Raw genomic sequence first — 13,506 nt, 5'->3', positions numbered from 1 at the left:
CCATTGCGAATCGTTCGAGCAGTCCCACGCTTTGCCTCGCGCGGCCCGGTGAACTCCGATCACCGGGCGCGCGATGCGAGACCTTCCATCCAGACGAGGACGACATGTCACAACCCTTTACCCACGACGACCTGTACGCGCTGTTGCAACTCGCAGGCAACGATGCCACTGCCGTGCAAGCCAACGGCGACCAGGCCGTGCTCGACCGGATGCGTCAGTTCATGACCGCGCAGCTCGTCGAGAAACTGCCGCAATACGACGTGTTCGTCGATATCGCGACGATCCCGTACAGCTTCGACGTCGGCAGTTGGCAGAACAAGGTGAAAACCGATGCGGCGGGCCAGGTCGTTGCCTGCACGGTGACGTGGGCCGGCGCGCCCGGTGTGTTGCCCGGTGCGGCGGCGAAGTTCGGCGTCGGCGCGGTGGTCAATTACTTCTCGAAAGCGACGCCGCAACCCGTACAGCCGGATCCCACGCCAGCCGGCGGCGAACGCGACGGCATCTTCAACCTGCCGCCGAACATCGCGTTCGGCGTGACCGCACTGGTCAATTCGTCCGCGCAGCAGACGATCGAGGTCTTCGTCGACGACAACCCGAAACCGGCCGCGACGTTCCAGGGCGCCGGCACGCAGGACGCGAACCTGAACACGCAGGTCGTGAACTCGGGCAAGGGGAAGGTGCGCGTGGTCGTGACGGCGAACGGCAAGCCGTCGAAGATCGGCTCACGTCAGGTCGACATCTTCAAGAAGACCTACTTCGGGCTGGTCGGCTCGGAGGATGGCGGCGACGGCGACTACAACGACGGCATCGCGATCCTGAACTGGCCGTTGGGCTAAGCATCGGGTTGACACCGGCGGACATGCACTCGCCATCGCCGGGCCGCACGGTCCGGCGATCCCGTTTCACGGCAATCAGAAATTAAGCGTCGCCGTAACCCACGTCTGTCCGGCGTCCGGCCGCTGGCCGGCCGGCGCCCCGACTCGGAACGCATGCGATACATCGACGCGTGCGCGGGCCTTGTATTGATAGGTCATGCCTACTCCATAGCCGCGCGCGTTCCACGTGTTGTCGGCACCGGCGAGCGCGCGCGACTTATTGATCTGACCGCGGCCGACATCCGCGAACACACGAGCCGAAAGGCCGGGCACCACGGCGATATCCTGCATCAGATCGACCGATGCAATTGCACCTTGATCGACACTCGGTGCATCGTAGCCATAGGCGCGCACGGCGTCCGGTCCGCCCAGCGACATCTGTTCCGAAGGATCCAAGTGTGTGCTCGCGAATTGCGCGCTCATTCGCGCCCGAACACTGGCTCCCGGCCACAGCATCTGCGTGAAGTCGGCCGAGCCGCCCCACTTCACGAAGCGCCCCTGCGTGGACGGATCGCCCAATCCGACATCAAGCTGTTTCACGTCGCCGGCATCGACCGTGAACGCATATTGCAATCCGTTCGGCCGCCCTTTCCAGTCGCCGAAATGCGAGCCGTTCAGCGAGACGCTCGCCACGTTTGAGCGTCGACGAAACGCGTAAGAGAAAAACGAGTCCTTCAGCAGCTTCCGGTTGTAGGCGACACCGACACTCAAATCGTCTTTCGGCGTCAATATCAACGGATGCCTGACATACGCGCCGATGACGTCCGCATAGCCGTCGCCCAGATCCTGCAAGGGGCCGCCCAACGCGTACTGGACGCGAGAATACTGGACGCCGCCGCGCGTTCCCGCGCCGCCCAGCGGGATATCGTATGAGGCGAGACCGATCCACGTCTTGCCATGCGCGCCGTCCCGATCCTGAATCGCCGACGGCGCATTGTAGGCCAGCACGCGCGCGCGATCGCCGATGCCCAGCGGGCTGTTCGCCGTCATTTGCGCGCCAACCCGGTAGCGCCCGGTACTCGGCGATCCGCCGTTGTCGGCGACCGCCGTCGCTTCGATGGCCGGTTCGGGCGCGACGTCGAGCACCACACGCGTGCCGCCCTCGGTCTCGCCTTGCGTCAGCATCGGTGTGACGGACGCGACACCGGGCAACGTGCGCGCGATCTGCGCGGCGTGCTGCACGTCGCTCAGATCCGGCCGCGTGATCGCGAGCAGTGGAGCCCCGCCCTTCCCCGCAGCCGGCACGATTCGCTCGAGCGTCGCATCCGACACACGCGAGCGATTGTTCATTTCGATGCTCTCGACATGCCCGCGCACGATGGCGAAGCGCACGATGCCGTTGCGCGCATCCTGCTCCGGCAGGATCGCGAATACCAGCAAGCCAAGCCGCCGACGCAGCAGCGCGTTGAGCTGCATGCGCACCATCGTGATCTGCTCGAACGTCAGATCGCGCCCCGCCGCGCCCGCGAACAGCCGCGCGACGTCGCTGTCAAGCGGCTCGCCCAGTGATTCGTTCAACTCGAAGCGAGCGACGTGCAGCGTCGCCATGCCGCTCCCGGTGGCACGCGCGCGCTCGTCGACGACCGCGTCGTCCGCGCCCTCCTGCTGGCGTACGCCATCGACGCCGGGGGATAACAGCGACTGGTTCTGCTGCAACAACTGGCCTGCGTTTCCGGGCGGCTGCAACGTCTGCCCGTCCGCACGAGCGGCAGCAAACAGCAGCAACGCGGACGCCGAGATGCGCGCCGTCGCTCCGTCCATGCGACGACCCACGGCTAACGTCGATTTCATGATGAGTTCCGCCAACAAATAGCCACACGTCAGGCGCGGACGCCGTGCTCCGGCTTCCGGTCATGCGACCTTTCAAGAGATTCGGGATTCGACGCTGCAAGCCTGCGTTGCAGCGGATATGACGGAAAGGGGCGCGGCGCCAAGCCGTGCATCCGCCAGATGAAGCATTCGCGGCGTGAGCCGCGACGACTGCCAACGACGTCAAGAGAAGGCGGGCGCAGCAATCGCCCGCCCGGGACGGGCAAAAACGAACGCACGCGTCACGTTTGCGCCCGCCCGTGCCGCACGAAAAGGATTCCGTGCGGCACGCGGCACGGCTTACCGCGACGTGACGATGTTGCTCATCGACAATTGGCCTGACGTGTTCAGCGCCCCGTCCTGCACATACACGGCTTTATCGCCCACGCCCTGCACGGTCGCATCGCCGTTGATTGTCGCGCCGGTCGATGCGATCGCCACGCGCCGGCCGGCCAGCGTCACGCCGTAATCCGGGCCGACGTTGCGCGTGCCCAGCGTGGCGCCGTTCGACAGATTCAGGTCGCCCGTGCTGGCCAGGCGGATGTTCTGCCCGGTGATCCGACCGCGGATATTGACGATACCGCCCTGGTCGCCGCCATCCGCGTTGCGGCCGCTGATCAGCACGTCGCCCCGGCTCAGGCCGCTTGCCGACCGGCTCGTGTTCGACCGGTTGATCGCGTCGATCTGGCCGCGGTTGCGCGCCACTTCCGCATCGGCCGAGCCGGAAGCGTAAGCCTGCAGGCTCGCATAGCCGTTGTCCGCCGTGATCCGGCCGTCGTTCGCTACCAATGCACGATTGGCCGCGTCCGTCACGTCGACCTGGTTCAGGCTGCCGTCCGCATTCAGCGACATCGTTGCGCCACCGCCTGCCGCCAGCGCGACGTTGCCGTTACCGCTCGTGATGCGCCCGGACGCGAGGTTCGCCGCCTCGCGGCCAATCAGCGCCGCGCCCGTTCTCGACGCGATGGTCCCTTCGTTCTGCACGATCCCGCGCTTGGCCGAATCCATGCTGAAGCGCAGCGCGCGCTTTTGCATGAAGTCGTCGTCCGACGTGTCGGCGGCTGCCAGCGTCACGCCGTTCGCATTGATCGTCGCGTTCTTGCCGACCACAATACCGTCCGGATTCAGCACAAAGACGCGGCCGTTCGCGTTCAGCGCGCCGTCGATCGACGTGACCTTGCCGGATGCAACGCGGTTGAGCACGGCTGCATTCGCATTCGGTTGCCGGAAATTGATGGCCTCGTCGCGTGCGATGTCGAAATCCTTCCAGTTCACGACCATGCGATCGGTCGACTGCTGGACGTCGGTGACCTTGCCGTCCTGAGCGATCGTGCCAGCGCCAGCCGCGATCGAACCACCACGCCCCGGCTGTACCGGCGCGAGGCTGGCGCCGTGCGCCTGTCCCGGTGCGTAGTCGCCCGCAGCGTAGTTGACGACGTCATCCCCTTCCCTGACGTAATACCCGTTCGGGGCACGCACCGCACCGTTAAGCACGACGTCACCGCCGCTCGCAATGCGCAACAATCTTCCGCCGCGCAGGACGCCGCTTTGAGACTGCTCGACGCCTCGATCGCCGATAAGTTGTACCGTCACTCCGTCGACCACGCCATCGATACGCAGCATGCCGCCACTCTTCGTACTAATGGCGAGATTCGCGGCCCGCGAGGCGTCCGGGTTCGTCACCGCGCCCGCAACATTCACGTTTTTACCGGACAGCAACCCCAAATTGCTCGCGTCAACTCGTCCGTCGACATTCAGGTCGTTGCCGGCATTCAACGAGGCAACTCGCGCATTGACGGCACCGGGCGCGGAGACGGTCATGTCGCTCCCGGCCGTGGCGTTTATAGTGGGCACGTTTAGCGCGCCGTTCATGTCGAGATTGCGATCGGCACCCGCCGTCAGGAGGCCGGGTGTCGTCACGTCGCCGAGCACGATGTCACGCGCGGAAAGATCGACGGGCCCGTTTGCGTACAGCAGGCCGCCGTTCTGAACGATTCGATCGAAACCTGAGGCGCTCATCGCGCCGTTGGTCACGATCAGATCGCCCTGCTGGCGATAAGTCGCATCCAGCCCGCTCCCGATGATCTTCAGCGTGCCATCGGATGTCGCACCGTTCTCCGATACAGTGACCCGATTGGCGCTCAAGGTGGTGTCGGGTGCAGGTGGCAAACCCTCCCCCCGGTTGGTGCTCAGCGTCGCTCCATCGAGCGTCAGTTCACCGGGACTGCGGATCTCGATACTGCGCGCGCTGATATCGCCACCCACGCGAATATCGGCATTCCTCAGGCTGCCGCCGTTTGCGAAGATCGACACGGTACCAGCGCCCTCTGTCCCACTCAGACCCGCGAGCGACGCCGCTTCGACGTGGCCGGTGTTGCGTACGACCTCGGCACGTAACGCATCGGTCGTATTCCCTTCCAGACGTGCCCAGCCGTTTCCGGCGGAAACCACTCCGTCGTTGGCCGCCAATGCGCCCGCCGCACCCTCGTTGACGTAGGCCCCTTGCAGGCTGCCGTCCGCCGCCAGCGCGAGCGTCACCTTGCCGCCCGCCACGAGCCCGACGCTGCCGTTCCGGGCCACGACGACCCCGTTCGGGCCGTTGACGACGCGCGCGCCGGCCAGCAGTGCACCGCTCTGCGTTGCGATCGTGCCGTCGTTACGCACGGTGCCTGTCGCGCCATTGGCGTTCTGCAACGTCAGTTGGCGATTCGTCATGAAGTCGCCGTCCGACACGTCGGCGGCGGACAGCACCACGCTGTTCGCGTTGATCGTCGCACCCTTGCCGACCACGATGCCGTTCGGGTTCACGACGAACACGCGCCCGTTTGCGTTCAACGCACCCTGAATCGACGTCACGTCGCCCGACTGCACGCGGTTCAGGATAGCGGCATTGGCAGTCGGCTGTGCGATGTTGACCGCCTCTCCTTTGGCGATGTCGAAATTCTTCCAGTTGACGATCATCTTCGATGACGTCTGATCGATCTGCGTGTTCGGGCCGTTATGCGTAATGCTGCCGGTGCCGGCCGCGATCGCACCGCCTTGAGCCGCATACGCATGGCCGGCCACAATCAGTGGAATCAGCATCGCGAGCGGCTTCAGCACGCACTGACGTGCATGCCTCGTATCCAATTTCAAGGACTGCTTTGAATTCATTTTCCTACTTCCTCATCTGGCCGATCACGGAGCGGATTCCGCGCGCATCGATTTTCTCCGTTGCATCGGGCCGAAAGAGCCGAATGGATGCGGAATCCCGGCGTACGACATACAGCGACCGATGCAATCTCTTGATGCTACGCAGGCCGTTTCGGCAGGTCCATCGGACTGGGATGATTCGGCCCACCGGCGCACAGTTCTTGACATTCCCTCCAGGAAGATACGGCGCCGATGGCAAGGCGATTCGGGTCACGCAATGGCCGAAGGCTTGCAGGGAGTGACCCGCTACCGATGATGCCGAGGGGAAGAAACACGAAGAATGAGAGGGCTTCGAACTGGCCGATAGACCCGATGGTTCGCCGCGACCGACGTGGATTCGGACCGGGCTGATTGGCCTGCGCGGCGCCGCGCGTTACTCTGTTGCGGCACGATTCCGGTTCGGCAAGCAACCGGCGACCGCGGGGGAGCGCGGCACAGCCCCTGCCCGCCAGCCGTCCGGATACCGCGCACGATCCGGCTGCGGCGCGGGCGTTCGATGGTGGCCGGTGGGCGCGGCCACAGGGTTCAAGCGCTATAGTGCTCCAAACGATACGCTGCCACATGCGAGCATCGAGCGCTCGCGCCGCAGCCGGACCGCTGCCCGGACTCGTCCGCCGCAACGATCGACGCGTCGGCCGTCACCACGCCCAGCGCACGCCCGCGTTCCCGGTAATCGTGCGTTGGTGCTCGCCGCCCAGGTTCGTCAGGTAGCTCACCGTCGCATACACGCTGCCGCGCTTCGTGAGCTGCGCGACCAGCCCCGCGCCGATCTGCCCGGCCGTCTGACCGATCTGCGTGCCGAGCGTCGTCGTGCCGCCGAACGTCGTCTTGTCGTCCGAACCAAACGAGCGCAGCACGTTCAGCCGCAGGTACGGCTTCCAGCTCACGCCGTTCGCATCGAACGCATATTGCAGCCGTGCGCCGATCCGGCCGAGGAACGTGTTGCCGTTGTTCCATGCGATGCTCGACACGCCGTCGTCGAAACGATCGAGCGACAGCCATTGCCACACGAGTTGCGCCTGCGGCTCGAGCGTCAATCCGTTGCTGAGCGCTATCGGCAGCCCGGCCTCCACCGAGCCCGTGAACGCGTTACCGTTCGTCGAGCCGTTCACGTTGCCGTTCGAATGCGTACGCACCGTGAGCGCGCTGCCCATCAGCACCGCATCCGTATACCAGCCGCCCGGGCCAATATGCGTCCAGTAGCCGCCGAGGTTGTACGCATTGACCTGCAGCGAGCCGACGCCCATGTCCGGCTGCGCGAGCGCGAAGCCGTTCACGTCGCCGACCGCGCGCGAGAAGCCGAGGAAGAAACCGTAGTGATTGCGATGGCCGCCGGCGGTCGTATCGGCGTAAAGGTCCTGCCCGACCTGCATCCCCCACACCGTGCCGTCGAACGACGGCGCCACGTCGCCCTTCTGCTTGATGTTGCTGTTGCCGCCCCATACGCGCGCCCACGACGCGGGTACCGAACCGCTTTCGGCGAGCAGCCCTTGCTCGCCCTGACGGTCGTGGAACGTATCGATCTGCAGCAGGCCGAGCTGACGTGCGACGGCCGGCGCTTCCGCGTACAGCGGCACTTCGGCGCGGTAGATCGGCTCCGGGTTGCCACCGATGCCCGCATGATCGACCGCTTCGACGATCGATTCGGGCGTGCCTTCGGCTGCGACGACCGGCGGCGTCGGCTGGCCGGGCTCGACGACGGGCGGCTGCGGCTTCGGCGGCACCGTGTTGCGCAGGTACCAGTTGTCGCCGCTGCCGGTCGACGCACCGCCTTTCGCGAGGAAGTACGTGTATGCACCTGCACTGACCGCCCCGCCGGACAGCGAGAACGCGCCCGCGCTCGTCGTCGCGCCATTCGTCGCCTGCACGACCTGGATACCGTCGCCCGTCGTCTGCGCACCCGCGCCGCCGACGTTCGTCACCTTCAGCGCGCTGGTGCCGCTCGCCGTGCCGCCGCTGACGATCAGTTTGTCCGACGGCGCACCATCGCCGGCGAGCGTCGTGTTCATCGCGAGCGTCGCGTTCTGGCCGACGTAGTTGCCCGCGACCGTCAGCGTGTTGCCCACGCCGCTGCCGCCGAGCTGCACGAGCCCCGCGTTGGTCAGGTTGCCATTGATCCGGAAATTGCCGGTCGCGCCGCTCGCGAGGCTCGCCAGCGCGTTCGCGACCGAGATCGTGCCGTTGTTCGTCACGTTGCCCGTCACGCTGCCATAGCCCCCGAGCGTTGCCCCCGCTGCCACCGTCACCGGGCCGCCACCGCCCAGCGCCGCCGATGCGCTCGTCGCGTCGCCGACGATCACGGTGCCCGCATTGACGTTCGTTCCGCCCGCGTAACCGTTCGTGCCGTTCATCGTCAGCGTGCCGCCGCCGAGCTTCGTCAGTGAACCCGCACCCGTGATGCCTTGCGTCAGTGTCGAGTTGAAACCCTGCGTATCGATCGTGCCGTTGTTGGACGTGATCGACACCGCGCGGCTCGACGCGAGATCGAACGCGCCGCCGAGTTGCAGCGTGCCGCCGTTGAAGGTCAGCGATCCCGACGAAGCGCCGAGCGCGTTGTCAGCCGCGACCGACAGCGTGCCTTGCGTGATCGTCGTGCCGCCCGAATACGTGTTGCCGCCCGCTGCAGCAGGCGCGACCGTCAGCGTGCCCGCACCGGTTTTCTCGACCGCGCCCGAGCCGCCGATCGTGCCGGTATAGGTGCCGGCGCTGTCCTGCTGGAAGCGCACGAGCCCGTTGTCGGTCACCGACAGCGGCAGGTTCGCTGCATTCGCCTGCAGCGTCGCGCCCGCGTTGACGATCGCGACGACCGATGCCGTCGTCGTGCCGAGCGTGCCCGTGAGGTTCAGCGTGCCGCTCTGCACCAGCGCGGTCGAGAACGTGCCGGTGCCGGCGCCGGCCCATGTCCAGTCCGTGCCCGCCATCGTCAGGCTCTGGAAATTCGTGAACGCATTCGCTGCGGTGCCGGTGCCTTGCAGCGTCACCGTGTTGGTGCCCGCGCCGCCGTTGGCCGTACCGACGATCTGCGAGCCCGTCTGCAGGATCAGCGTCACGTTGCCGTTGCCGCCCTGGATCGCGGTGCCGCCGCCGCCCTGGATCAACCCCGCGTTGGTGATCGTCGTCGCGCCGTTGGTCGAGCGCACGCCGATGCCGTTGTTGCTGATGATCCTGCCGCCAGCCTGGTTCGTGATCGTCGCGGTAAACGAGCTGCCGAGCGTGTTCGACACGACCGCGTCGACGCTGCCGCCGCTCGTCGCCGTGCCGGTGGTCTGGATCGTGCCGCTGTTGACCAGCGTGTCGTTGTTGCCCTGCATGTAGACGGCCGGCGCATCGCGGCCGTTCGACGTCAGCGTGCCGCTGTTGGTGATCGTGCCGTTGCCGCCGAGCAGCGACGCCGCGCGCGCGTTGTTGCCGGACGTCGTCACGGTGCCCGTGTTGACGATCCGGTTGCCCGACGCGCCGGGATTGCTTTGCCCCCACGCGGCCGTCATCCCGTACGCGTTGTTGCCCGTGGTCGTGATCGTGCCGTTGTTGACGAGCGTGTTGTTGTTGCCGTTCGCGGCCATCCCGTCGTTGTACTGACCGGTCGTCGAGATCGCGCCGGTCGCGCCGTTGGTAAGCGTATTGCCGTTGTTCACGCCGAGCAGCACTGCGCCACGGTTCGCGACGCCCGTGCCATTGCCGGACATCGACAGGTTGCCGTTGTTGGCGATCGTGCTCGATGTGTCGACGGAAAACGGCGTCGGCGTGGACGTCAGCACATAGCTGCCCGTCACCGTCGAATCGAGATTGATCGTCACGCCGGTACTGCCGGCCGTGGCCACGACCGAGGGGGCATTCGCGCCGGTACACGTGACTGTCGTGCCGCTGCCCGGCGCGGTGGCCGAGCATGCCGCATGGACACCGACCGGCATCGCACCGGTCAGGATCGCCACTCCACCCAAACCCAGATTCCGCGCCTTTCTTTTCATTTTTTCGCTCGCATTTATTGGTGACGTTATTGCTTCCAATCGGTGCGTGAAACGGGTTATATCACCTGTCTTGAAATAATCGCAAGATCCGAATGCGTGATATCGACGATCACGCGGTGATTAATTTCGCATCGGGAAACAATGGGAACGGAATTGCCGCTATGCAGCATGCGAAGCCGGGGCGGGTGCGGCGGCGGGGCGGGACGGAAAGCCGGTTGAATTTGCCGGCTTTCGCTTATATGCACTCAGCGAACGTGACGCACTCCGAAGCGATCGGAAAATTTGACGTAATTCGATGAATAATGGGCCGAGCGGGATGTCGCCCGACATTTGACGATGTTGCTTCGCACGATGGTGCGCCATTCAAACGCGGGCGTATTTCCGGATATCCGCGCGGCGGCGACGACATGCATGTTCGCCAATCGGATGCCGGCCATCACGGCCGGCACCGGCGAACGATCAGCCCGCCTGCGGCGCGACAGCCTCCGACATCGCAACCGGCTGCGCGAACGCGGCCGACGCCAGTTGCGTACGTGCGTCACGGGCCATGCGGTTGAACGCCACGCGCTGTTCGCCCGTCAGTTGCGCCGCTTTGGCTGTGTGCACGAGTTCGATCGGATCGACGAGGCGGGCATGCCGGCGCACCTCGAAGTGCAGATGCGGGCCGGTCGCCGTGCCGGTGCTGCCGACCGCACCGACACGCTGCCCGCGGGCGACGCGCGAGCCGACACGCAACGCCGGCTCGAACGCCGACAGGTGCGCGTAGTACGACGCGTAGCCGCCGTCATGCCGAATCACCACGTACTTGCCGTAGCCGCGCGGCTCGGTGCCGATGAACGTCACGACGCCGTGCGCCGACGCATGGACGGCGCGACCCGTCGGCGCCGCGAGATCGACGCCCGAATGCACGTGACGCGCACCGCTCACCGGATGCACGCGCGCGCCGAATTGCGAGCTGATGCGCGTCGCGGCCACCGGCATCGCGAAGTGTGTGCCGGCGAGCGGCATGCCGCCGAGGTCGTAATAGGCGCCCGACGAGCCGGCCTGCGGGACGAACCACACGGCCGCGACGTGCTGCCCGCGAAAGCAGACGTCGAGCGCCGTCACGCGTACACGGCCCGGCCGCGTTGCATCGTGGTCGGGCTCGAATGCCACGCGGAAGGTGTCGCCATGCGCGCCGCGCTGCTTCGGATCGACGCGCCCGGCCAGCATGCGGACGATCTGCGCGGCGACGCCGGCCGGCAGATCGGCGCGCGCCAGCGACGCGTGGAGGCTTCCGACGATCGCACCGGCGCGCGTGCCGCGATCCGGCTGCGCGAGCGTGAACGGCTCCGCGGATGCCAGATCGACGGGACCTTGCGCGAACGCCGGCTGCGCGCTCATCGCGGGCAACGCCGACGCCAGCCCGTAATCGAACCGCGACGCATAGCCGCGTTCGACCGCACCGCGTGCGGTCTCGCACAGCACGCGATACGCGACACAGGCGCCGAAGCGCGCCACCGGGTCGGCGCGCCCTATGTCTGCCGACACGTTCAACGCAAGCGACGCATAAGCGACGTCGAGCGGCGTGGCTGACGATACACGCAGGCCGCCCCACGTCGTGCGCGCGGAATTGAAGAAAGGCACGTCGCCAAGGTCGGTGGTTTCCGCCTCCAGGGGTGCGAGCGGCGCGGCGTCGTGAAACGCCTGCGCTGCCGCGCCGTGTGCGCCGGCCACGCAGGCCGCCGCGACGATGCCGCGCAGGAACGCGCGGCCCATCGGGAAACGGTGAACGCCGCGTGGTGCGGGTCGACCTTGTTCGCGTGCGACACGGAAACGCAGGTCTGACCGCATGACGTCGTCACTCGCTATTCAAAGAAAAATCGGGGAGAACCGGATATCGCAGAAGGGCCTGCATCGCGACCCGGCAACCTGAAAGCGAGTGTATCGGCGCCACCAAAACGGCTAAATAGGACGAGTCTCATTTAATACGAAAGTCGATTAGTACCAGTTCGAAAACATGATTCGGCGCAGTGCGGCATTCGACCCCATGCATTCGCGCGAACCATCGTGCGCCGTGTACGGTCGAACGCTGCCGGCGCGCGGCACACGTCGCGCCCTCTGTTTTTCAACCCGGAATCCCTTCATGTTTCTCGATCAACTACATCCGGAACGCTGGACGTTCCTGTGGAACGCGTTGTCCACCCTCTCCGTCAAGCTGGCCGCCGGCCTGGCGCTGCTCGTCGCCGGCTGGTGGCTGTCGAAACGCATCGGCAACTGGCTGAACCGGCTGCTCTCGAACAAGGAGCGCGTCGACGACACGCTGCGGCCGATCCTCTGCGACGTCGCGGTGTGGGGCATCCGCATCGTCGCGATCGTCGGCGCGCTGTCGCAGCTCGGCATCGAAACCGCGAGCATCGTCGCGGTGCTCGGCGCGGCCGGCCTGGCCATCGGGCTCGCGCTGCAGGGCACGATGCAGAACATCGCGGCCGGCATCATGCTTCTGCTGCTGCGGCCGTTCAAGGTCGGCGACTACATCGACGGCGGCACGGGCGTCGCGGGCACCGTCGAAGAGGTCGGCCTCTTCATGACGCGTCTCACGAAGCCGGACGGCATCTGCGAATACGTGCCGAACAGCGCGCTGTGGGGCAGCGCGATCCGCAACTACACGCGCAACCCGACGCGCCGCCTCGATCTCGAAGTGGAAGTGTCCGTGCATGACGATATCGATCGCGCGCTCGATGCGCTGCATGCGCTGGCCGTGGCCGATCCCGACGTGCTGCAGGACCCCGCGCCGGACGTGATGGTGATGCGCTTCGACGACAGCACGGCCGTCGCGAACCTGCGCGTGTGGACGCATACCGACAAGTTCTGGGCGATGCGCTGGCGCCTCGCGCGCCAGGTGCGCAAGACGCTCGACGATGCGGATTGCGCGCTGCCGATCCGCACGCGGGAGCTGCACATCGTGCACGACGCGGAGCGCCGCGCGGACGGTGCGCGCGTGCGGCAGATGTAATGGCGCACATAGCCGCATCGGTTTCCCGGCCGCTTCGCGTGCAAATCGGACCCGTCTGATTCACTGCGCGGCGTCACCTCGCGACAATGGCCGTGCTGGACGAAACGGTCATCTCGTCCGGCACGCAATAGCGAATCTCTCCGTTCATTGCCACCTTCCGCGGGTGGCATTTTTTTGCCTGCCGATCCGATGCGCGGGCATGCAATCAGGAAACCTCAATGAAAGAACGCGCCACCGTCCTTTGCCGACGCGGCGACCGGATCCTTCTGGTCGCCCGGTTGAATGCCCGCTGGGCGCTGCCCGGCGGCAAGCCGCATCACGGCGAATCGTTGCGCGACGCGGCGCGGCGCGAACTGCTCGAGGAAACCGGGCTCGCATGCGGCCACGCCCGCTACCTGTTCCGGGTCGCGGGCACGCACAAGCTGCACCACGTGTTTCTCGCCGAGATCGATCCGGATGCGATCGCGCGCCCGATGAACGAGATCGCGCATTGCGCGTGGATCGACCGCGAGTCCGTCGCGTCGCTGCATTGCAGCCAGCCGACGCCGCTCATCATCGAGCTCGCATTCGACTGGCTGCGGCAGCCCCGCCTCGTGCCGGGTGTGGTCGATCGCGACGTGTTCGCCGGTATCGCGGCCTGAGGTCTTCGCCTGCGGTTGACGCGCGA

7 protein-coding genes are annotated in these 13,506 nt (G+C 66.2%); 3 read left to right on the top strand and 4 right to left on the bottom strand.

Translation table 11 applies throughout. The features are described 5' to 3' along the window. Positions 1 to 104 precede the first annotated feature (104 nt). Positions 105 to 836: a fucose-binding lectin II gene (locus tag WT97_RS04160; RefSeq protein WP_060352922.1), complete on the top strand. Its 732-nt coding sequence runs from the start codon at positions 105 to 107 to the stop codon at positions 834 to 836. 75 nt (positions 837 to 911) lie between these two features. Here WT97_RS04160 and WT97_RS04155 read toward each other — a convergent pair whose 3' ends face one another. The 4 genes from WT97_RS04155 to WT97_RS04140 all read right to left on the bottom strand — a co-directional run bounded on the left by WT97_RS04155 (position 912) and on the right by WT97_RS04140 (position 11,677). Next, positions 912 to 2,666, bottom strand: coding sequence for a ShlB/FhaC/HecB family hemolysin secretion/activation protein (locus WT97_RS04155; RefSeq protein ID WP_156440203.1), 1,755 nt, complete (start codon positions 2,664 to 2,666; stop codon positions 912 to 914). A 318-nt stretch (positions 2,667 to 2,984) separates the two neighbouring features. Next, positions 2,985 to 5,837, bottom strand: a complete 2,853-nt coding sequence (locus WT97_RS04150) for a filamentous hemagglutinin N-terminal domain-containing protein (protein ID WP_082751319.1) — start codon at positions 5,835 to 5,837, stop codon at positions 2,985 to 2,987. Positions 5,838 to 6,514: 677 nt separating this feature from the next. After that, complete coding sequence (locus tag WT97_RS04145) at positions 6,515 to 9,844, bottom strand: autotransporter outer membrane beta-barrel domain-containing protein (protein ID WP_257128449.1); 3,330 nt, start codon at positions 9,842 to 9,844, stop codon at positions 6,515 to 6,517. A 459-nt stretch (positions 9,845 to 10,303) separates the two neighbouring features. Continuing rightward, positions 10,304 to 11,677 carry a M23 family metallopeptidase gene (locus WT97_RS04140; RefSeq protein WP_060352918.1) on the bottom strand — a complete coding sequence of 458 codons (1,374 nt, stop codon included), beginning with the start codon at positions 11,675 to 11,677 and terminating at the stop codon, positions 10,304 to 10,306. 292 nt (positions 11,678 to 11,969) lie between these two features. Between WT97_RS04140 and WT97_RS04135 the strand changes: the two genes are divergently transcribed. Together WT97_RS04135 and WT97_RS04130 are read left to right on the top strand one after the other, a co-directional pair. Then, entirely contained in the window at positions 11,970 to 12,839 is an 870-nt protein-coding gene (locus tag WT97_RS04135) for a mechanosensitive ion channel family protein (RefSeq protein WP_060352917.1), read from the top strand. Positions 12,840 to 13,057: 218 nt separating this feature from the next. Continuing rightward, positions 13,058 to 13,480: an NUDIX hydrolase gene (locus WT97_RS04130; RefSeq protein ID WP_060352916.1), complete on the top strand. Its 423-nt coding sequence runs from the start codon at positions 13,058 to 13,060 to the stop codon at positions 13,478 to 13,480. The last annotated feature ends 26 nt before the right edge of the window (positions 13,481 to 13,506 follow it).

This window comes from Burkholderia sp. MSMB1459WGS (genome assembly GCF_001534535.1).
Lineage (GTDB): Bacteria > Pseudomonadota > Gammaproteobacteria > Burkholderiales > Burkholderiaceae > Burkholderia.
Note: the sequence above shows the minus strand (reverse complement) of the source record. Positions and strands in the feature narration are given on the sequence as shown.